The organism is Siminovitchia sp. FSL W7-1587, from assembly GCF_037963795.1.
Lineage (GTDB): Bacteria > Bacillota > Bacilli > Bacillales > Bacillaceae_C > Siminovitchia > Siminovitchia thermophila.
In genome coordinates, this window is the sequence record NZ_CP150169.1 from 4,200,460 (window position 1) to 4,221,348 (window position 20,889).

Below are 20,889 nucleotides of genomic sequence, written 5' to 3' on the forward strand. Positions count from 1 at the left end.
AACGAAAGGGAGATCGCCATGAACCAACAGAATTCTCTCGATTTAAGGACGGATGAAGAACATTTTATAAAGGGGCGCCATTTAGTCACTATTTTCCATAATGAGGCGAACTTTTATTCCGTTATCAGAATTCGGGTGGAAGAAACAAACGTCGCATATGAAGAAAAAGAAGCCGTTGTGACGGGTTATTTCCCTAAAATTCATGAACAGGAGACATATCTTTTTTACGGTAACCTAAAAGAACACCCTAAATTTGGTCTTCAGTTTCATGCAAAGCATTTTAAAAAGGAAATTCCGCAAACAAAGCAAGGACTTGTTGCCTATCTTTCAAGCGACCTTTTTAAAGGGATCGGTAAAAAAACGGCCGAACGTATCGTTGAAACACTTGGCGAAAACGCAATTAGCCGCATTTTGGCAGAACCGTCCGTACTGGAAACCATCCCGAGATTGGCTTCTGATACGGCTAAAGATTTGTACGACGCTCTCCTGGAACATCAAGAATTGGAACAAATTATGATCGGGCTCAATCAACATGGTTTTGGACCACAGTTGTCCATGAAAATTTACCAAGCATATAAAGAAAATGCACTGGACATTATTGAGACAAATCCGTATCAATTGATTGCAGATGTGGAGGGGATCGGGTTTGGCCGGGCGGATGAACTCGGGATGCAAATAGGCATTGATGGAGTCCACCCCGACCGGATTAAGGCCGCGTGTCTTTATGCGTTAGAGCAAGATTGTCTGCAAAACGGCCATGTTTATTTAGAGGCGGAAGAGCTTCTGATAAAGGTTAAGAAGCTATTGGAAGACAGCCAACCCGTGGAAATTCCATATGACATGATTAGCCAGTGCTTCATACAGCTTGAAGAAGAAGGGAAAATCATTGGTGAAGAAAAGCGGGTATATATTCCTTCCCTTTATTTTTCCGAAAGAGGGATCATAACAAATATCGAACGCTTGCTTGAGCAAAATCAGTATGCGGAACAATTTCCGGAGTCGGAATTTTTAATGGCGTTGGGCAAGTTGGAGGACAGACTGGGCATCCAGTATGCGCCATCTCAAAAAGAGGCTATTCAAACGGCGCTGACAAGTCCGCTTATGATATTAACCGGGGGACCTGGTACGGGAAAAACAACGGTCATAAAAGGGATTGTGGAATTATATGCCGAGCTTCATGGGTGTTCGCTTGATATACACGCTTATAAAGACCAACCCTTTCCGTTCGTATTAGCCGCCCCGACAGGACGAGCCGCCAAAAGAATGGCAGAATCAACCGGGCTTCCTGCCGTAACAATTCACCGTCTTCTCGGTATGACTGGGCAGGAAAATATGGATGCTGACGGGGATCGGGAAATAGAAGGAAAAATCGTCATCATTGATGAAATGTCCATGGTCGACACATGGCTTGCCCATCAACTTTTTAAAGCACTTCCGGAAGATATTCAAGTCATCCTTGTGGGAGATGAGGATCAGCTTCCGTCCGTCGGGCCGGGACAAGTTCTTACGGACTTATTGAAGTCTAACATCATTCCGACAGTGGAGCTTACTGACATTTATCGGCAAGCCGACGGCTCCTCGATTATTGAACTGGCCCATACGATCAAAAAGGGAAACATTCCGGAGAAGATCACTGAACCGCAGGCAGACCGTTCTTTTATCAAATGCCAAGGAACTCAAATTAGTGAGGTTGTCGAAAAAGTTGTTCGGAGCGCAGTCAGAAAAGGTTATGCGGCCAAAGATATTCAAGTGCTCGCACCAATGTACCGCGGACCTGCTGGGATTGACCATTTGAACAAAATTTTGCAAAATGTCCTTAATCCGAAAGGAAGCGGCAATAAACGAAAAGAAGTCACATTTGGGGATGTTTCATACCGGATTGGCGACAAGGTGCTTCAACTTGTTAATCAACCGGAGAAAAATGTGTTCAACGGAGATATCGGGGAAATTATTTCGATTTTATACGCAAGAGAAAACGTAGAGAAGCAGGATATGATGATCGTTTCTTTTGAAGGAACAGAAGTCACGTATTATCGCCAGGACTTTAATCAAATCACCCATGCTTTTTGCTGTTCCATCCATAAATCGCAAGGAAGCGAATTTCCCATTGTCATCCTTCCTGTCGTCAAAAGTTATTATCGCATGCTGCGAAGGAATTTATTATATACAGCGATTACCCGAAGCAAAGAATTTCTGATTTTGTGCGGAGAGGAAGAAGCTTTTCGCATGGGCATTTCGAGGGTGGATGATCAGAAGAGACAAACGACTTTGTATGAAAAATTGGCGGCTTCCGCCAGCTTGCCGGTGGATAAAGATAAAACAATAGAACAAGCGGACTTGTCTTTTGAAGAGAAGCTTTTTATGGTTGATCCCATGATCGGCATGGAAAATGTTACGCCTTATGATTTTCTTTAATCGGCAGACAATATAAATGTTCGGAAAGGCGGGTTTACTTTGCGAACATTTTCTTTGTTAAAAGGAAAGCCGGTGTTTGACAATGGCGGGGAGCTGATAGGGGAAGTTTGCGACATTTGTATCGGAGAAGACGGATTGGTAACAGATCTTTTGCTGCTTGGCAAAGGTTTGATCGGAAAAAAGTACCGGCTTCCCATCCAATCTGTTACGTCGTTTGGCAATGACGGGGTCATGATCGACAGTAAAAACAGCCTGGTGAAATATTATGAACTCCATGATGAATATACGATGCACCATAATCAGCCATTAGCCAAAAAAAATACCTTATCCCAGCAAGGTGACAAACTTGGTCTTCTGGATGATGTATATTTTATGGAAGAAGTGGGCACAATCGTTGGATACGAACTGACAGATGGTTTTTTTTCGGATATTACAGAGGGAAAGCGTGTCATTCGCACAGCACATCCTCCAAAAATCGGAAAGGACGCCATGATCGTGTCGGTAAAAAATCGACGAGGTGGAAAAGCCCATGATGAAATGTCCAAACTGCCAGAGCAAGGACCTGGGTAAAATTGGTGTGAACCAGTATTATTGCTGGAACTGTTTCATCGAGCTGTCCATTGGAAAGCAAATAATATATACTCACCAGGTGGAAGAAGACGGATCTTTAAGTTCTTTAGATGATTTGTTCGATGAACAGCAACGAAAGTTGATTTAGAGGCTGCCGAAAACGGCAGCCTTCTTTTCGTTACATAACTTATGGTGTTGTGAATGGGATCAGTGGCCAGGAGGTCGGAAAAGGGATATGGTATTGCCAAATCAGCTTGCCTACTAGCTAGGAGGGCTAAGTTGAGAGGGATTTTTAACACAAATAATTTTTTGCTATTTCGTATTTGTTTATGTCCCAGTCCCTGTTTCATCCACATGAAGAAAAACGGTGTAATGATTCTAGTGTGGACGGGCCACCAGCTTGAAGCATATTCTAAAGATAAAGTTGCTCCTTGACCATGCCGCAATGCTTTAAAAGAATGAAGGTGCCTGGGACGGCTCCTCGCAATAATCTTGTTCTTTTTTAAGTTTGTCCGCTCCGGCTTTCCTTATCCTTCCTCCTTTTTTCGACATGATGGTTAGAATTGGCCAAAGTCGAAAAACTATTATTAGGGAGGGACATTCGTTGAGGGAACCAAGAACTCGCTTATTATACCAATTCGGCATCATCTTGATCATCTTTGTTCTGCTTTATTTTTTCCTGCTCATCAAACCGCTGTGGAAGCCTTTGCTGACCGTGTTGTGTATTGGGATGCTCCCTTTTGTGGCCGGGGGATTTATTGCTTATTTGCTTTATCCGATAGTCGGGAAACTGGAGCTCCTTGGAATGAACCGGGCTGTGGCCATTAGCTTCATCTATATTTTATTTTTTGGGGGGATCGGCTATGGCCTTTATTTGGGAATTCCGGTATTAATAGGACAGATGCGACACTTTTCCGAACATGTGCCCGAGCTTGTGGATTACTATAAAAGCTTAATCAGAGAGTTGGATGCTTCAACCTCGCGTTGGCCTGACGGGATGAAAAGTGAATTAATGGAGCGGGTGGACAGCTTTGAAGTTTGGATTGGCCAATTTATGGAGAAGGCCATTTCCTCGGTTGTGGGCCTCGTCAACTACGTGATCGTTTTGGCTGTGATTCCTTTTATTTCGTTTTATTTTCTGAAAGATTTGGAACTTGTCAAAAAAGCGGCATGGTATATGACTCCTAAGAAGTGGCGGAATAATGCCCAGGTATTTTTGTCGGCGGTAAATGTGTCACTTGGAGGATATATACGCGGACAATTGCTTGTCTGTTTTATCCTTGGGATCATTTCCAGTCTCCTGTTTTGGTTGATAGGCCTTGATTATCCCATTATGCTCGGTTTAATCATTGCTTTTACAAACATTATTCCCTATTTTGGAGCAGTGATCGGAGCGGTGCCCGTCTTGGCCATTGCACTCATGTCATCAATCAAACAAGCGGCGTTTGCCTTGGGAATCGTCATGTTGCTGCAATTCTTGGAGGGGAATGTTTTATCGCCGTATATTGTTGGTAAATCAATCAATATTCATCCACTTTTTATTATTGCCGCGCTCATTATCGGCGGTGAAGCGGGCGGGCTATGGGGTATGCTTCTTGCTGTGCCGTTGTTGGCCGTGTTAAAAGTGGCGATCATTCATACCCGCGATTATCTTATCCATTCAAGATCAACTTAGAATTGACAAATCGATCTTCCATTCTCTATAATTTCTGTAACAATCAAAATGAAAAATCAATGAGGGATCCATTCTTGTTGCTGACCATCTGAGCAGGTTGAAATCTGCGTAAGAGAGGAATTTCCGAGGCTGAAAGAAATTCCAGATGAAGGGCGACAATGAGCCAATCCTGAGAGCAGCTAATCACTGCCGTAAACCGCGTTAAGGTACCAAGAGATGTCAAACAAGTGAATTGGTTTGATAATCAGGGTGGTACCGTGACGAAGCTTCGCCCCTGTATGGGGAGAAGTTTTTTTATTTTTTATGAAAATTTTGGAGGTATTAACATGAAAACGTTGACTGGGTCGCAAATAAGACAAATGTTCCTTGATTTTTTCCAAGAGAAAGGGCATAAAGTGGAGCCTAGCGCTTCACTTATCCCCCACGATGATCCTTCTTTACTGTGGATTAATAGTGGGGTAGCCACACTGAAAAAATATTTTGATGGCAGGGAAATCCCCGAAAATCCGCGAATTGTCAATGCCCAAAAGTCCATTCGAACGAATGATATTGAAAATGTCGGAAAAACAGCCAGACATCACACCTTTTTTGAAATGCTGGGGAACTTCTCGATTGGCGATTACTTTAAAAAAGAAGCGATCGAATGGGCCTGGGAATTTTTAACGAGTGAAAAATGGATCGGTTTTGAAGATGAAAAATTGTCAGTGACCATTCACCCGGAAGATGATGAGGCTTTTGAGATTTGGAACAAACATGTCGGACTTCCAAAGGAAAGGATCATTCGCTTGAAAGAAAACTTCTGGGATATTGGAGAAGGACCAAGCGGTCCGAACTCTGAGATTTTTTATGACCGTGGACCAGAATATGGAGATGATCCAAATGATCCTGAATTATATCCAGGAGGGGAGAATGAGCGCTATCTGGAGATTTGGAATTTGGTTTTTTCCCAATTCAACCACAACCCTGATGGCACCTATACACCGCTTCCGAAAAAAAATATTGATACGGGGATGGGCTTGGAGCGCATCGCGTCCGTTGTTCAAAATGTGCCGACCAACTTTGATACAGACTTATTTATCCCAATTATTCAGGAAACTGAAAAGCTATCCGGACAGGCGTATGGGAAGGAAAAAGATAAGGACACCGCTTTTAAAGTCATTTCGGACCATGTCAGAACAGTTGTTTTTGCTGTTTCCGATGGCGCGCTTCCTTCAAATGAGGGAAGGGGATATGTGTTGAGAAGGCTGCTCCGAAGGGCAGTCCGATATGGAAAGGAAATCAATATTGATAAGCCTTTTATGTACAAGCTCGTACCCATTGTCGGCGACATCATGAAAGATTATTATCCGGATGTGTTACAAAATACGGAGTTCATTCAACGCGTCATCCAGAACGAGGAGGAACGCTTCCACGAAACCTTAAACGAAGGATTGGAGATATTTTCCTCACTCATTCAAAGAGCAAAAGCGGAAGGAAAAGACACGATACCGGGAGAAGAAGTGTTTAGATTATATGACACTTACGGATTTCCAGTGGAACTAACGGAAGAGTATGCAGAAGAAGAGAAAATGAAGGTGGACCATGAAGGGTTTGAAAAGGCAATGGCTGAGCAAAGGGAAAGGGCCCGTTCAGCCCGTCAGGAAGCAGAATCCATGCAAGTTCAATCAGGAGTTCTTGGAAAACTGAAGGTAGCAAGCGAGTTTGTCGGCTACGATACGCTTCAAGTGAATACGAACGTTGAAGCAATTGTAAAAGAAGGCGAACTTGTAGAGGAAGCTCGTCCGGGGGAAACTGTACAATTTATTTTAACAAAAACACCATTTTATGCGGAAAGCGGCGGACAAATTGCCGATGAAGGAATAGTCGTCGGAGAAGGCCTGAAAGTAAAAGTATCGGAGGTCAAAAAAGCGCCAAACGGACAACATCTTCATACCGGTGTCATAGAAGAAGGAACGCTTCAAAAAGGCTTGGAAGTGCTGGCTGTCATTGATGAGCAGATGAGACGGCAAGTGATTAAAAATCATACCGCCACCCATCTGTTGCATAAGGCATTGAAAGATGTCCTAGGCAAACATGTCAATCAGGCGGGATCTTATGTGGGACCTGACCGCCTACGCTTTGACTTCTCGCATTTTGGAGCCGTTACGGAAGAGGAACTTGAAAAAGTTGAAACGCTAGTGAATGAAAACATTTGGACAAATGACCCTGTTCATATTTCATATAAAAGTCTGGAAGAAGCGAAGAAGATGGGAGCAATGGCTCTTTTTGGAGAAAAATACGGAGATACGGTCCGGGTTGTGCAGGCGGGAGAAAGCCTGGAATTATGCGGCGGCTGTCACGTATCGAATACAGCCGAAATCGGGCTCTTTAAAATCGTTGTTGAAAGCGGCATTGGCGCAGGTATCAGGAGAATAGAAGCCGTTACAGGTGAACATGCCTACCGTTACATGAACGGGCAGATACAAAAGCTTCGGATGATTGCCGACATGCTGAAAACGAAGCCGGGCAATGCTGTCGAAAGAACCCAAATCCTGTTAAATGACCTTAAGGAGCTTCAGCGGGAAAATGAATCTCTTACAGATAAATTGGCCCATTTGGAAGCGGGAAGCTTGTTGGACAAGGCAGTCGAAGTGAATGGCATACAAGTGATCGCCAGCAAAGTTCAAGGCGCAGATATGAACGCGTTAAGAAGTATGGCAGACGATTTGAAACAACAGCTTGGTTCAGGTATTGTTGTACTCGGATCTGCACAAAATGATAAAGTAAATATCGTTGCCGCCGTTACAAAAGATTTGACAAAAAAATATCATGCGGGGAAACTTGTCAAAGAAGTCGCTTCACGTTGCGGCGGTGGAGGCGGCGGCCGTCCCGATATGGCTCAAGCTGGAGGCAAAAACCCCGGTCAATTGGATGAGGCCTTATCTTTTGTCACGGATTGGATAAAATCCATTTGATTCCAAGTCGAAATCATGTACAATGAAGACAGGTCATTTCATGAACGGCCGCATGAGAGAGGTGTTGTAAAATGGGCTCTTTTGACGAAACGATGAGGTTTAATTTTCAAGAGGATCCAATGGACCATGATGTCAAAGGTGTTTTGCTCCATGTGTACGGGGCGCTTCAGGAGAAAGGTTACAATCCAATTAACCAAATCGTCGGATACTTGCTTTCCGGGGATCCGGCCTATATCCCCAGGCATCAGGATGCTCGGAATATTATGAGAAAATTGGAACGTGACGAGATCATTGAAGAGCTGGTCAAGTCGTATTTAACACAACATCGTGAGGGAAAATAAATGCGAGTGATGGGCCTCGATGTTGGCTCCAAGACAGTTGGCGTGGCCATTAGTGACGAAATGGGATGGACTGCCCAGGGAGTTGAAACAATATCGATCAATGAAGAAAAAAACATGTTTGGATTTAAGCGGATTGGTGAAATTATTAAAGAATACGGTGTTGAGAAAATCATCGTGGGCCTGCCAAAAAATATGAATAACACAATTGGTCCTCGTGGTGAGGCAACCAAAGCCTATGCTGATCTTCTCGCCGAAAAATTTCAACTGCCTGTAATCCTTTGGGATGAGCGCCTGAGTACGATGGCCGCCGAAAGAGTTTTGCTTGAAGCGGACGTAAGCAGAAAGAAGAGGAAAAAAGTGATTGATAAAATGGCCGCAACCATGATCCTGCAAAATTTCTTGGACAGCCAACAAATAATGAGGTGAAAAAAATGGAAAATGATGAAAAATATTTTACTGTCGTAGATGAACAAGGAAATGAAGAATTGCATGAAATTCTATTTACATTTGACTCTGATGAATTTAACAAGTCATATGTGCTGTATTTTCCGGTAGATACTGAAGAGAACGAAACCGAGGAAATTGAAATTCATGCTTCCGCTTTTGTTCCAAATGAAGAAGGCGAAGAAGGAAGCCTGCAGCCCATTGAAACAGAAGAAGAATGGGATATGATCGAAGAAATGCTAAACACTTTTCTTGCTGAAGAGGAAGAGTGAGTGTTATCTATAACAAACCGATCCCGTTAAAGGGATCGGTTTTATTCATTTTTATCATATAATGAGGCAATTAGGATGTGACGAAATCCAGCTTCGAAAGACAGTATACCCATATGTAGGTGAATCATCTGACCAGTAGGGCTTTAACAGTAAATGATCGTACAAAGAAAAGGTGCAAGCTTTTTCGAGAATGTCGCGGGTTGAGTCTGCCTCCGGAGAGTACGTCCCTATGGTGAATCGCCTGTCCAATGTGACCCCCACAGTAAATGATCGTACAAAGGAGAGGCGCAAATTTTTTCAAGAACGTCGCTGTAAACCTGCATGGCAACCAGGAGATACTGTTCAATTGCTTTAGCACAATAAAAGAGCCCTCATCGCAGGCAGGGAACAGGTAAAGCTATTAATGATGTTTGCCCATCGAATAAACTCACTATCAGGAACGCTCCGAGAAGTGCATGTAAAGATTGTGCTCACGATATGTGATGAGAGTCAAGCTGCTTTGCTGGATGTCTGAAAGCCGCCTTCGCCATTTGTTCATGTTTTGCCGGCTTGGCATTTTTTATCCAACTAGATGATAAGAGTGAAAAATAACAAAGTTATTGTATAATAGAAAACGTATAAAAACAGAATACCGGGAGGGGATTCCCGTCGTGAGAAAAGAAGGAACCAAGCTCGATAAAGAAAAAAAGGCGGAATTGATGAGAGAAAATCTGCTAGAAAGAAAAAGTGAGGCGATTATTATTAGAAAAATAGTGGCTATTATCGCTCTTATTACCGTTATTTTGATGACAGTAACCATTCTGGGAGGCATCATTTATATAAAATCAGCCTTAAAACCGGTTGATCCGGAAAACAATAAAACGGTCAAAATTGAGGTTCCCATAGGATCGTCAACATCCACAATTGGACAGACGCTCAAGGAAAAAGGCATTATAAAAAATGCCACCGTCTTTAAATATTATGTCAAATTGAATAATGTTGCCGGTTTTCAAGCGGGTGTTTACGACATGGCGCCATCTATGACACTGAGTGAGATAGCTCAAACACTGCAAACAGGGACATTGGCCCGGGAGGCCATTTTTAAAATAGCTGTCCCGGAAGGGTACCAACTGGAGCAAATTGCCGAATCGATCGAAAAGCATACCGACTACACAAAGAAAGAGATCATGGAGAAACTGGATGATCAAGAAACGATTAAACAGTTACAGGAAAAGTATCCGGATCTTCTGACTGACAGTCTGTTGAATAAAAATATAAAACATCCGCTGGAAGGATATTTGTTTCCTGCGACCTATTCTTATTATGAAGAAAACCCGCCATTGGAATCTATCATTGATCCGATGATCCAAAAAACATACGAAGTAGTAACCAAATATGATGAACAAATGAAAGAAAAAAAGATGGACGTTCACAAATTGCTTACCCTGGCTTCTTTAATTGAAAAAGAGGCAACAGAAAAAGCCGATCGCCACCTTATTTCCAGCGTATTTTATAATCGCATTCAAAAGGATATGCCTCTGCAAACCGACCCGACTGTTTTATATGCATTGGGCGAGCATAAAGAAAGAACGATGTACAAAGATTTGGAGGTCGATTCTCCGTATAATACATACAAGGTGAAAGGCCTCCCACCCGGTCCGATCGCCAATGCGGGAGAAGCTTCCATTAAAGCGGCATTGAACCCCGCCGAAAGCCAATATCTTTATTTCTTGGCGGAATATGGCACAGGGGAAGTTCATTATTCCAAGACATTGGAGGAGCACAATAAGCTGAAGGCGAAGTATATTACGGAAAAAAGAGATTAAGGGGGTTTTTCCATGAATGAAGTCGTCCATCAATATGTGGAATCTTTTCTTCCGCCCAGAAATGAGCTTTTACGGAAAATGGAACGCATTGCAGAAAAAAACAATGTTCCGATCATGGAATTAATGTCTCTTCATGTGATGCTTCAATTTATGAGGATTCAAAATCCGGAACGAATTTTGGAAATAGGAACGGCCATCGGTTATTCCGCTTTAAGAATGGCTTACGCCCTGCCTGATACAAGTATTGTCACAATTGAACTCGATGAGCAGCGGGCAGAGGAAGCTCTAGCAAATATTCGTCTTGCTGGCATGGAAAACAGAATCACGTTGCTCAAGGGAAATGCGTTGGATTTGGTTGATGAGGTGGCGTCATATGCCCCTTTTGACGCCATTTTTATTGATGCGGCGAAGGGCCAATATATGAATTTTTTTAACATGTATAGCACGTTGCTGACAAATGACGGTTGTGTGTATTCAGACAACGTTTTATTCAAAGGACTCGTTGCAAATGACCATGTTGAAAATAAGCGACTAGAAGGAATCGTAAAAAAATTAAAGGAATATAATCAGTCGATAATGGATAAAACAGACTTTATAACGACCATTATTCCGATTGGCGACGGGCTTGCAGTCAGTAAAAAAATTTGAATCCAGGAAACAGGATGATATTTCCTTGAACAAAAATCATTTTTATATTACGATAGCATAGATAATATAATATAAATTGGCAGGAAACGAAGGCGCGCCATTCATTTGGCGCGCTGTCATGTATTAAAAGGACAATTTCCCGGTTATAAAAGGGAAATGAGAAGAATAAGGAGTGAGGGATATGGCAACGGAAAAAGTATTTCCAATGACAAAGGACGGAAAAGAGAAACTTGAAAAAGAACTTGAATATTTAAAATCTGTGAGACGAAAAGAAGTCGTTGAACGGATTAAGGTCGCCAGAAGTTTCGGGGATCTATCCGAAAACTCGGAGTATGATTCGGCAAAAGAAGAGCAAGCGTTTGTCGAGGGGCGGATTACCACGTTGGAGAACATGATCCGCAACGCGAAAATTATTGAAGATGATGAGTTGAATTCAGATCAAGTAACGCTTGGAAAAACGGTAACGTTTATTGAACTTCCCGATGGTGATGAAGAGACGTATACCATTGTGGGCAGCGCGGAAGCGGATCCATTTGAAGGGAAAATTTCCAATGACTCTCCGATTGCCAAGAGCTTAATCGGGCAAAAGGTCAATGATGAAGTAACCGTTCAAACACCGGGTGGTGAAATGCGGGTTCGAATCATCTCGATCAAATAATGGAATGCACGGCAGCTAAAAAAATGGCGGCCGTGTTTTTTTTCATTGAAATGCTTGGTGAACTTCTGGTCGGCAATCGCACCTTGTGTCTAAAGGGTTGGTACCTGCAAAGTTTTCAGATTCAACGGTTATCACATGGATTCCGCGGCAACAATGGGGATGAGGTGCTGTACCATGAAAAAGCGGATTCTAGTCATTGTGATGGCCATATTTTTTATGTTTGCGGTTTTACTGGGAAGGCTTATGCAAATACAATTATTTCAAACGGAACATTTTTCAAAGCATCGTGTTAACCTGATCAGGGAAAGCGTAAAACAGAGGACGTTGGAGCTTGTGCTTGATGATGGACGGGGGCAATTCTTGGATTCGGAAGGAAGCCCGCTCTCGTTTGAAAAGAAAACCGTTCTCGTACTATTCCCTTTCATTAAAACACTTGATTGGAAAAGCGGGGAATTGGCCCAAATTTTAAATATTCCCCAAGCAGAACTTCAAAAGCAGGTGGAATATGCGGAAGAGCCGTTTGTGGCCGGATTGGAACAGCCGTACATTCTGACGGGAAAGCAAACAGAACAAATTGAGCGTTTGGATGTGCCGGGTGTTTTTGCCGTAGAAAAAAAATTCCCTGCTGAAAAACCGCTGGCTGCCCAGTTGATTGGCATTTACGGTGAAAATGAGGAAATGTTCCAAGAACGTTACCCTAAAAAAGATAGATCGAATGTAAAGCTTGGTTTGACCGGCTTACAGAAACAGTTTGATGAATTTTTACTTCCCGAGCGTGAATCAAAACTTGTCTATCATGTGGACGGGATTGGCCACCCATTATTCGGAATTCAAGTAAAATATACGGGAGACGGAAACCCTTTTTACCCTTTGCAAGTGAAAACAACGATTCGTCGCCCATATCAGGAAAAGATAGAAGACTTGCTTGATTTGCACCATATTAAAAAAGGCGGAGCCATTTTGCTCGATGTCCAGACGAATGAAGTTTTAGCGGCGGCTTCGCGGCCACATATTGATCGTAAAACCCCTTTTTCTGATGAAGGCTCGGTGAACTGGATGTTTAAGCAGCTTATCCCTGGATCAGTATTTAAAACAGTCGTAGCGGCCGCTGCGATAGAAGAAGGGCTTGTTAACAAGGAAGAACTATATAATTGCAATGCGGGACTCAGAGGGGAAGCCGCAAGCAGACAACTGGGCAACTTGAATTTTGAGGACAGTTTTGCTCAAAGCTGCAATATTACATTTGCGGAACTGGCATGGAAATTGGTTAAAGAAGATCCCGAAAAATTAGAGGAGTATGCCGAAAAAATGGGTGCCATTGGTTCTGTTTCTTGGGAAGACCAACTTTTTCAGATGGAACATTTTCGACAATTTGACCATGACAATGGAAGAGTTTTCGCAAATGAGGAGAGTAGACGTGATCGCAATTATGTTTTTCAAACTGGTATTGGCCAGCAGGAGGTTCGCTTAACACCCGTTTCGGTGGCAAACATGATGGCGACAATCGCCCGTGGAGGTCAAAAAATGGCCGTTAAGACTGCTTCCGAAATCCAATATGGAAATGGAACGGTGATGGCCACATTTGCTGAAAAAAAATTAAAAGGTAGAGAACTGTCCCCTTATACTGCCATGCAATTACAACAGCTTTTAAGAAAGGTTGTAACAGCACAAAACGGAACGGGGAATGTATTCCAAACTCTGGCTTATGAGGTGGCGGGTAAAAGCGGAACCGCTGAAACTGCCAGGGAGAAAGATGGCGAGCAGTTGCATCACAAATGGTTTGCGGGCTATTTTCCATTTAATAACCCGAAATATGCCCTTGTGGTTGTCAATTTGGATGTCCCTTCAGATGAAGGGGGGATCAATATGCTATTTGGTGATATCGTTTCGATGGTTTACGAGGAGAATAAAGCTCACTCTAATCTTTCAACCCAATAAAAATAATTCACGTATAACTCCGGTCATGATATGATATTGTCAACGAGAAACGGAGGGATACCATGCCGGTTGACTTTAATCAACGTTCACGCTCTGAACTCAGGGCGAAGAGAAGAAAGACAAACATCATTTTAAATACGCTTATCGCGATCGTAATAATTCTTATTCTAATTGTGGGCGGGAGAATTTTTTTCGGCGGGGACAACCCGAATGAACCGGATGTTGCTTCTAATCCGCCAGACTCGAAAAATACAGCTAAGCAAAAGAACAGTGATAAAAAAAATGAACCTGCAGAAGAAAATGAAGCGACAGAAGAAGAACCCGAGGAAGATCCTGAAGAGGAATCCGAAGAAATAATTGAAAAAGAAAGTGATGAACCAAACGTAGAAAAGGTCATCGTTGACCCGAGTTGGGAACCGGTCGGGACAGAACAGGCCAATGGCCATCAGCCATCGTTTAACAAAGGTACAGTGGATTGGAACGAGAAGTTGAATGCAGTTTCCTACGCTGTTAACATTCCGCAAGACAACATGATTCTTTGGTGGATTGAAGGTGGAGCTGACAGGCAAAATCAGGCTATCGCCACAGTGTCAGCCAAGGGCAGTGCGGATACATACAGGGTCTTGATTGAGTGGGTTGATGGTGAAGGCTGGAAGCCGACTGAAGTAAAAAAATTAATACAAAACGATAAGAAATAAGGACAGACGGGAGTATATTTCCATGAAAATAGGAATCATCGGGGCAATGGAAGAGGAAGTTGCCTTATTGCGAAAAAAAGTGGACAATGCAAAAACGGATGTGATCGGCGGTTTCGAATTTACGGAAGGCCTGCTGGCGGGAAAAGAGGCCGTCTTGTTAAAGTCGGGAATTGGAAAAGTAAATGCAGCCATGTCAGCTGCCATTTTATTAGAAAAATATAAGCCTGATGCAGTCATTAATACAGGGTCTGCTGGAGGATACAATCCGAACTTAAACATCGGAGACCTGGTCATATCAAACGAAGTGCGCCACCATGATGTGGATGCTACCGCCTTCGGTTATGAGTATGGACAGGTGCCGCGAATGCCTGCTGCTTTTAAAGCTGATCCGGCTTTAATGGAAGCGGCCCTAAAAGCATCAAAAAAAATAACGGGAATAACTACGGAACAAGGGCTGGTCGCAACCGGAGACTCGTTCATGAGCGACCCGGAAAAGGTAGAATTTGTCCGGGGGAAATTCCCAAATCTGCAGGCGGTTGAAATGGAAGGCGCCGCCATAGCACAAGCGGCTTTCCTATTTAACACGCCGTTTGTAATCATCCGGTCACTGTCTGACATCGCTGGAAAAAAATCTGAAATATCTTTTGATCAATTCATTGAAAGAGCATCGGCCAATTCCGCTGCACTCGTCATTGAAATGATCAAGCTTTTGTAAAAAGGAAATGGGGTTTGATCCAAAGGGGTCGCCCCGTTTTTTATTTTCTCTTTCGGGAGAAACCAAATAAGTATAGCGGCCAAAATGGAAGGTTATTCAGATAACTCATGATGCTTGCCGATTCGATAAATATTATCCAAGTTGGTGTTGGTGCCGAACCTGGGAAGAAAACCCGGTGAATGGCTCAATAAGCTTGGTATATGATGCCTTAATCTCGAAGAACTTTTTGAAGAAAAGATCATCAACATTTGAAATGCGGTGGTGAACATGGAGAGAATCCGGTGTGAATGGCTCGATAATAAGCTTTAGTATATGATGCCTCATCCTCGAAAAGAGGCCGTAGAACCGATCATCAATATTTGGAATACGATCGTGAACATGGAGAGAATCCGGTGTGAATGGCTCGATAATAAGCTTTAGTATATGATGCCTCATCCTCGAAAAGAGGCCGTAGAACCGATCATCAATATTTGGAATACGATCGTGAACATGGAGAGAATCCGGTGTGAATGGCTCGATAATAAGCTTTAGTATATGATGCCTCATCCTCGAAAAGAGGCCGTAGAACCGATCATCAATATTTGGAATACGATGGTGAACATGGAGAGAATCCGGTGTGGTGGTTGGCTCGATAAGCTTGATATATGATGCTTCATCCTCGAAAAGAGACCGTAGAACCGATCATCAACATTTGGAATACGATCGTGAACATGGGGAGAATCCGGTGTGGTGGTTGGCTCGATAAGCTTGATATATGATGCTTCATCCTCGAAAAGAGACCGTAGAACCGATCATCAACATTTGGAATACGATGGTGAACATGGAGAGAATCCGGTGTGGTGGTTGGCTCGATAAGCTTGATATATGATGCTTCATCCTCGAAAAGAGACCGTAGAACCGATCATCAATATTTGGAATACGATCGTGAACATGGGGAGAGAAGCCTTTAAATGCTGCAATCTCGAATGGCCCCATAGAAAGCCACCAAAGGGAGTTCATGATGCCTCAGAACCAGTTTAGCTTGCCAAATATCCCCAAAGGGTTGACGATTGCCCATCCCTTCAAATCGTATTGTAATGAGTCAAATTTTTTGCATCTAATGTTGTAAATGGATTGAATCTTGCCTTCAATCCTATTTTGCAAAGACAAGCAAGTGTCCCCATTTTTACACATATACTTCATGTAAGGCTTAAAAAATGGGGGTGAGGAATTGTCGGGAATCTTGACGGCAATCGGTCTGTTATGGAAAGAACTTATCTTTTTAGTGTCGTACGTAAAAAATAATGCATTTCCTCAGCCGCTTTCTCCTGAAGAAGAAAAAAAATATTTAAAAAAAATGGCAGAAGGAGATGAAGAAGCGCGAAACATACTAATAGAGCATAATCTGCGGCTTGTCGCCCATATCGTCAAAAAATTTGAAAATACAGGGGAAGACTCTGAGGACTTGATCTCAATCGGTACAATCGGCTTAATCAAGGCAATTGAAAGCTATTCCACCGGTAAAGGAACAAAATTGGCAACCTATGCAGCGCGCTGTATTGAGAATGAGATTCTAATGCATCTACGGGCGTTGAAAAAAACAAGAAAAGATGTATCGCTCCATGACCCCATTGGCCAAGACAAAGAGGGAAATGAAATTTCCTTAATGGATGTGTTAAAGTCTGACGCTGAAGACATTTTTGAAACGATACAGTTAAATATGGAGCTTGAAAAGGTAAAAGCATATATCGATGTTTTGGATGACAGGGAGAGAGAAGTTATTATTGGGCGCTTTGGTTTAAATCTGGAGAAGGAGCGGACGCAAAGGGAGATAGCAAAAGAACTGGGGATATCCAGGAGTTATGTATCTCGGATAGAAAAAAGAGCATTGATGAAAATGTTTCACGAATTTTACCGGGCAGAAAAAGATAAAATGAATCGGAGTAAAAAGAAAGATGATTCATAAGTAATGACGAGAGAAAGGGTGATGATGATTACAAATCATCCCAATAACGATCATTGCAGCGAATATCAGTTGGAAGTGGAACGGATGATTTATGAAGGGGGAGGCGTATTTGAGGATTTGCATATAAGGACAGCTCCCTCGTCTAAAGGCGGGAAGCCGCCGGAGCAAAAAAACGGATAACGCATGCTAAAAAGCCAGTTGCGCCTTATTATGCGCAGCTGGCTTTTTAGATTTTTTTCCAAGTAAATGTACTGACCATAAGCAGAGATAGTAAAAGAGTGATAAACAAGAATGCCGAAGGCGGCAAGTAGGGAGCGGCTAAAAAGCTTAATGTCAACAGGCAGCCCGCAGCAGTAATGGGCAACCCCGTAAAGTAGCCGTTGTTCTCGGTTAAGTTAAATCTTGCAAGGCGGAATGCGCCGCATCCAATGTAAAGTACCGTAAAAAATACACCCGGAAAACCAAACAAATGTAAAATTCCTTGGTATAATAACAAGGCGGGAGCAACACCAAACGAAATAATATCACTCATTGAATCGAGTTGTTTTCCCAGCTCCGATTCAATTTGCAGCTTTCTGGCAGCCATTCCATCAAAACGGTCGGCTAAAGCGGCGATAAAGATGAATACAAGGCTTAAGTGGAGTTGGCCGTTTATGCCGGCGATAATGGCAAATCCCCCAAGTCCTAAGTTAACCAGGGAAAGTAAGTTGGCAGTTTGGGATTTTAACTTCTTTATGGTATGATCGAGGACTTCAAATAAAAACAAGTTGATTCCTCCTTTTTTCATAAGCCTTTTTATTATATCATTATATGATTTCTAGAACGGAAAGTTAAGGAGAATTTTTTTGTCTGGAGGTATTTTTGTTGCGTGCGCGACTTTATCGGTTTTTTATTGAGTTGTCAAACGGGCCGTTGACTTCTAATGCACTTAAAAAGTTTTCATGTTCCCGGTTAAGCCGGCCATTCATAAAATCATATGCGAGGGTTTACCGGATTAATCATGAAGAAATAGCAGGAGATATTGGCCAATACCCGAATTTGCATGCTTTTTTCACAAGGAAGCTTAAAGAGACTGTACGTCCAATTGACGAGAGGCGTGACATCGTAACAAGTCCCGTTGATGGTGTGTTGGAGGAAGTCGGACTTATTCATCCAACGAAGGAGATGGTGGTAAAGGATAAAACATATTCCGTTGCCGAAATACTTGGGAGCCAAGAGAAAGCAGAAAAGTTTACTGGCGGCACTTTCATGATCATTTACTTGAGTCCTTCCCACTATCACCGCATACACAGTCCGGTGAATGGCAAAGTGGAGTCCGTTTATTCGAGAGGAAGCAAATCTTATCCGGTAAACCGGCTTGGGTTAAAATACGGCAAGTCGGCATTATCGAAAAATTATCGGGTCATTACAGAAATGACGACGGAAGGTGGGACGGTCGCCATAATAAAAGTAGGCGCCATGTTCATCAATTCAGTGGTGGTTACAAATAACAACAAAATTTGGCAAAAGGGGGAGGAAGTAGCTTATTTTTCGTTTGGATCGACGGTTATCTTGCTGTTTGAAAAAAACCGCTTTACATTGAGTGATGACATCAAACCGGCATCCGAGCTGAAAATGGGGGCTCCGATTGGACAAATTTATTCGGCTCATAATAATTAAGCACCTGAAAACAGGTGCTTAAACCTTTGAAGGGTTTCAACATGATATTTTTATTTGCGAAGCCAAGGAGCGCCGCTTGATTTCTGTTTCCATCAGCGTAATAAAATCACGATTTAAGTTTAACTTTTTTGCTTTAAAATACGTTTCGATCAATAGTTCATCTGACAACTTTTTCACCACTCCACCTCCCAGAGGAATTCAAGTTCTAAAGTTGTTATTTATGGAATACGCTGGTAAATTGTATGTTATATTCACTTTAACAAATAAAAGACGCTGGAACAAGCGTTCCTTTATCCACAATCAGTGGTGGATAAGTTGTTGTTAATTTGTTTATAAAAGATCGTAACCTTGTCAAAGATGCTTTCATTCTGTTTATAAAGTTACCCACAGTTTGAAGGTTGTATCTATTTGTCGAAAAGTTTCATTACTATTTTTCCGTTTGTTAAATTTTGAAAGATACACAAAGATTATATATGATGAACATATGAAAAGATGTAACGAGGTGCACGGATTTGTTAAAACTATTTTTACCAAACGAATATTTAAAAAGTATATTTCATTTACAGCCAGAAAAGCTGAAAGAGCAAGGTATAAAAGGAATTATTACGGATCTTGATAATACGCTTGTTGAATGGGACCGCCCAAACGCAACAGCGAGGCTTGTGGACTGGCTGGAAGAGATGAAAAGGCATAACATGAAAATAACAATTGTCTCGAATAATAATCAGGATCGTGTGAGGGCTTTTTCGGAGCCGCTCGATATACCGTTTATACATAGAGCAAGAAAGCCATTGGGCTCGGGATTTAGAAAGGCTGCAAGAGAAATGGGGTTATCCAAAGAAGAAACAGTCATCGTGGGAGACCAGCTATTGACGGATGTATTCGGAGGAAACCGCGCGGGTTTTTATACGATTTTGGTCGTTCCGGTAGCCCAGTCTGATGGATTTTTTACCCGCTTCAACAGAATGATTGAAAGAAAAATCATGGCGAATCTTAAGCGAAAAGGGCTGATTCAATGGGAGGAAGAAATGTGAATCATAGCAGTGAATTACATTGCATAGGCTGCGGAGCAGCCATCCAGACGGCGGAACCCGGAAAATTGGGCTATACGCCCCGTTCCGCATTGGAAAAGGAAGAAATCATCTGTCAAAGATGTTTCAGGTTAAGACATTATAACGAGGTCCAAGATGTTTCACTAAATGATGATGATTTTCTGCAAATATTGCACGAACTAGGCAGAACGGACAGTTTAATTGTAAACATTATAGACATTTTTGATGTAAATGGAAGCTGGCTGCCGGGGCTGCAGAGATTTGTCGGAAATAACCCGGTCATCCTTATCGGAAACAAAGTTGATTTGCTGCCGAAATCAACAAATAAAGGGAAGCTGGCATCATGGTTGAAAAAAGAGGCGAAGGAAATGGGGCTGAATCCGATTGATGTTCTGCTTGTCAGTTCGGAAAAAGGATTTCAAGTCAGGGAAGCAATAGAACGAATAGAGCAATTGCGGAATGGGAAAGACGTATACGTTGTCGGATGTACCAATGTAGGAAAATCGACTTTTATTAACCGCATTATTCAAGAAACGGCGGGACAAGAAAACGTGATTACTACCTCGCCAATTCCTGGTACTACCTTGGACATGATCAAGATTCCACTGGACGACGGCAAGCATCTCGTCGATACACCGGGTATCATAAATGACCATCAAATGGCCCACTTTATCAGTAAAGAAGATTTAAAGACCATTACGCCCAAAAAAGAAATTAAGGCGCGTGTTTATCAATTAAATGAACAACAGACCCTTTTCTTTGGGGGACTTGCCCGCCTTGATTATTTGAAGGGCGGACGACGGCCAATTGTCTGTTATTTGGCGAACAGCATAGACATTCACCGCACAAAACTTGAAAAAGCGGATCATTTGCATAAGGTTCATGCTGGGGGAATGTTGCAGCCGCCGGGAAAGGAAACATTAGATAACTTTCCTGAGCTTATTCGTCATGAATATAAAATCAAAGAAGAAAAAATGGATATCGTGTTTTCGGGCCTTGGCTGGGTCACTGTCAACGAAGGAGCGTTTGTCGCCGCATACGCTCCAAAAGGCGTTGGCGTCATGCTTCGAAAAGCGCTCATTTAAGTCGGGAGAGGAAGG

General features: G+C 42.5%; 21 protein-coding genes. 19 read left to right on the forward strand and 2 right to left on the reverse strand.

Features of this window, described 5'->3' with window-relative positions; all coding sequences use genetic code 11:
- Positions 1-18: 18 nt before the first annotated feature.
- The 16 genes from NST31_RS19680 to NST31_RS19755 all read left to right on the forward strand — a co-directional run bounded on the left by NST31_RS19680 (position 19) and on the right by NST31_RS19755 (position 17,258).
- Positions 19-2,415, forward strand: coding sequence for an ATP-dependent RecD-like DNA helicase (locus NST31_RS19680; RefSeq protein WP_077110562.1), 2,397 nt, complete (start codon positions 19-21; stop codon positions 2,413-2,415).
- 39 nt (positions 2,416-2,454) lie between these two features.
- A complete protein-coding gene (locus NST31_RS19685; protein ID WP_339162784.1) occupies positions 2,455-2,985 on the forward strand; it encodes a PRC-barrel domain-containing protein in 531 nt (176 codons plus the stop codon).
- Positions 2,945-3,133: a hypothetical protein gene (locus tag NST31_RS19690; RefSeq protein ID WP_339162787.1), complete on the forward strand. Its 189-nt coding sequence runs from the start codon at positions 2,945-2,947 to the stop codon at positions 3,131-3,133. Before NST31_RS19685 ends, NST31_RS19690 begins: the two co-directional genes overlap by 41 nt.
- A 456-nt stretch (positions 3,134-3,589) precedes the next feature.
- Entirely contained in the window at positions 3,590-4,660 is a 1,071-nt protein-coding gene (locus NST31_RS19695) for an AI-2E family transporter (RefSeq protein ID WP_077110568.1), read from the forward strand.
- 326 nt (positions 4,661-4,986) lie between these two features.
- Positions 4,987-7,614, forward strand: coding sequence for an alanine--tRNA ligase (gene alaS / locus NST31_RS19700; RefSeq protein ID WP_339162790.1), 2,628 nt, complete (start codon positions 4,987-4,989; stop codon positions 7,612-7,614).
- A 71-nt stretch (positions 7,615-7,685) separates the two neighbouring features.
- A complete protein-coding gene (locus tag NST31_RS19705) occupies positions 7,686-7,955 on the forward strand; it encodes an IreB family regulatory phosphoprotein (RefSeq protein ID WP_077110572.1) in 270 nt (89 codons plus the stop codon).
- Positions 7,956-8,381, forward strand: a complete 426-nt coding sequence (gene ruvX / locus NST31_RS19710) for a Holliday junction resolvase RuvX (protein ID WP_077110573.1) — start codon at positions 7,956-7,958, stop codon at positions 8,379-8,381. It begins immediately after the preceding gene.
- Positions 8,382-8,386: 5 nt separating this feature from the next.
- A complete protein-coding gene (locus tag NST31_RS19715; RefSeq protein WP_077110575.1) occupies positions 8,387-8,671 on the forward strand; it encodes a DUF1292 domain-containing protein in 285 nt (94 codons plus the stop codon).
- 698 nt (positions 8,672-9,369) lie between these two features.
- On the forward strand, positions 9,370-10,476 hold the full coding sequence (gene mltG / locus NST31_RS19720) for an endolytic transglycosylase MltG (RefSeq protein ID WP_205179938.1): 1,107 nt from the start codon (positions 9,370-9,372) through the stop codon (positions 10,474-10,476).
- A gap of 12 nt (positions 10,477-10,488) precedes the next feature.
- The gene (locus NST31_RS19725) at positions 10,489-11,124 is read left to right on the forward strand and encodes an O-methyltransferase (RefSeq protein ID WP_077110577.1); all 636 of its coding nucleotides are present in this window, start codon (positions 10,489-10,491) and stop codon (positions 11,122-11,124) included.
- A 181-nt stretch (positions 11,125-11,305) separates the two neighbouring features.
- Positions 11,306-11,782, forward strand: coding sequence for a transcription elongation factor GreA (gene greA, locus NST31_RS19730; RefSeq protein WP_077110579.1), 477 nt, complete (start codon positions 11,306-11,308; stop codon positions 11,780-11,782).
- Between the two features lie 174 nt (positions 11,783-11,956).
- Positions 11,957-13,720 carry a penicillin-binding transpeptidase domain-containing protein gene (locus NST31_RS19735; RefSeq protein ID WP_077110581.1) on the forward strand — a complete coding sequence of 588 codons (1,764 nt, stop codon included), beginning with the start codon at positions 11,957-11,959 and terminating at the stop codon, positions 13,718-13,720.
- 62 nt (positions 13,721-13,782) lie between these two features.
- Positions 13,783-14,418, forward strand: a complete 636-nt coding sequence (locus NST31_RS19740; protein WP_077110583.1) for a YrrS family protein — start codon at positions 13,783-13,785, stop codon at positions 14,416-14,418.
- 22 nt (positions 14,419-14,440) lie between these two features.
- The gene (mtnN, locus tag NST31_RS19745; RefSeq protein WP_077110585.1) at positions 14,441-15,133 is read left to right on the forward strand and encodes a 5'-methylthioadenosine/S-adenosylhomocysteine nucleosidase; all 693 of its coding nucleotides are present in this window, start codon (positions 14,441-14,443) and stop codon (positions 15,131-15,133) included.
- 1,210 nt (positions 15,134-16,343) lie between these two features.
- Complete coding sequence (gene sigK, locus NST31_RS19750) at positions 16,344-17,078, forward strand: RNA polymerase sporulation sigma factor SigK (protein ID WP_205179871.1); 735 nt, start codon at positions 16,344-16,346, stop codon at positions 17,076-17,078.
- Between the two features lie 21 nt (positions 17,079-17,099).
- On the forward strand, positions 17,100-17,258 hold the full coding sequence (locus tag NST31_RS19755; protein WP_171973849.1) for a hypothetical protein: 159 nt from the start codon (positions 17,100-17,102) through the stop codon (positions 17,256-17,258).
- Between the two features lie 46 nt (positions 17,259-17,304).
- On the opposite strand, the gene pssA is transcribed toward NST31_RS19755, so the two are convergent.
- Positions 17,305-17,844 (reverse strand): CDP-diacylglycerol--serine O-phosphatidyltransferase, encoded by a 540-nt coding sequence (pssA, locus tag NST31_RS19760; RefSeq protein WP_077110589.1) that lies wholly within the window; start codon positions 17,842-17,844, stop codon positions 17,305-17,307.
- A gap of 98 nt (positions 17,845-17,942) precedes the next feature.
- Here pssA and NST31_RS19765 point away from each other — a divergent pair, with 98 nt between their 5' ends.
- Positions 17,943-18,737: a phosphatidylserine decarboxylase gene (locus NST31_RS19765; RefSeq protein WP_077110591.1), complete on the forward strand. Its 795-nt coding sequence runs from the start codon at positions 17,943-17,945 to the stop codon at positions 18,735-18,737.
- A gap of 36 nt (positions 18,738-18,773) precedes the next feature.
- On the opposite strand, the gene NST31_RS19770 is transcribed toward NST31_RS19765, so the two are convergent.
- Positions 18,774-18,914, reverse strand: coding sequence for a sporulation histidine kinase inhibitor Sda (locus NST31_RS19770; protein ID WP_077110593.1), 141 nt, complete (start codon positions 18,912-18,914; stop codon positions 18,774-18,776).
- Positions 18,915-19,249: 335 nt separating this feature from the next.
- Here NST31_RS19770 and NST31_RS19775 point away from each other — a divergent pair, with 335 nt between their 5' ends.
- Positions 19,250-19,771 carry a YqeG family HAD IIIA-type phosphatase gene (locus NST31_RS19775; RefSeq protein ID WP_077110595.1) on the forward strand — a complete coding sequence of 174 codons (522 nt, stop codon included), beginning with the start codon at positions 19,250-19,252 and terminating at the stop codon, positions 19,769-19,771.
- Entirely contained in the window at positions 19,753-20,874 is a 1,122-nt protein-coding gene (gene yqeH / locus NST31_RS19780) for a ribosome biogenesis GTPase YqeH (protein ID WP_339162798.1), read from the forward strand. Before NST31_RS19775 ends, yqeH begins: the two co-directional genes overlap by 19 nt.
- Positions 20,875-20,889 lie beyond the last annotated feature (15 nt).

What these genes read in the sequence shown, in the direction of transcription:
- NST31_RS19715 (WP_077110575.1), top strand. Translation starts at nt 8,387, where the DNA reads ATGGAAAATGATGAAAAATATTTTACTGTCGTAGATGAACAAGGAAAT.
- greA (WP_077110579.1), top strand. Translation starts at nt 11,306, where the DNA reads ATGGCAACGGAAAAAGTATTTCCAATGACAAAGGACGGAAAAGAGAAA.
- NST31_RS19725 (WP_077110577.1), top strand. Translation starts at nt 10,489, where the DNA reads ATGAATGAAGTCGTCCATCAATATGTGGAATCTTTTCTTCCGCCCAGA.
- NST31_RS19755 (WP_171973849.1), top strand. Translation starts at nt 17,100, where the DNA reads ATGATGATTACAAATCATCCCAATAACGATCATTGCAGCGAATATCAG.
- yqeH (WP_339162798.1), top strand. Translation starts at nt 19,753, where the DNA reads ATGGGAGGAAGAAATGTGAATCATAGCAGTGAATTACATTGCATAGGC.
- NST31_RS19690 (WP_339162787.1), top strand. Translation starts at nt 2,945, where the DNA reads ATGATGAAATGTCCAAACTGCCAGAGCAAGGACCTGGGTAAAATTGGT.
- mtnN (WP_077110585.1), top strand. Translation starts at nt 14,441, where the DNA reads ATGAAAATAGGAATCATCGGGGCAATGGAAGAGGAAGTTGCCTTATTG.
- mltG (WP_205179938.1), top strand. Translation starts at nt 9,370, where the DNA reads ATGAGAGAAAATCTGCTAGAAAGAAAAAGTGAGGCGATTATTATTAGA.
- ruvX (WP_077110573.1), top strand. Translation starts at nt 7,956, where the DNA reads ATGCGAGTGATGGGCCTCGATGTTGGCTCCAAGACAGTTGGCGTGGCC.
- NST31_RS19705 (WP_077110572.1), top strand. Translation starts at nt 7,686, where the DNA reads ATGGGCTCTTTTGACGAAACGATGAGGTTTAATTTTCAAGAGGATCCA.
- alaS (WP_339162790.1), top strand. Translation starts at nt 4,987, where the DNA reads ATGAAAACGTTGACTGGGTCGCAAATAAGACAAATGTTCCTTGATTTT.
- NST31_RS19680 (WP_077110562.1), top strand. Translation starts at nt 19, where the DNA reads ATGAACCAACAGAATTCTCTCGATTTAAGGACGGATGAAGAACATTTT.
- NST31_RS19740 (WP_077110583.1), top strand. Translation starts at nt 13,783, where the DNA reads ATGCCGGTTGACTTTAATCAACGTTCACGCTCTGAACTCAGGGCGAAG.
- NST31_RS19735 (WP_077110581.1), top strand. Translation starts at nt 11,957, where the DNA reads ATGAAAAAGCGGATTCTAGTCATTGTGATGGCCATATTTTTTATGTTT.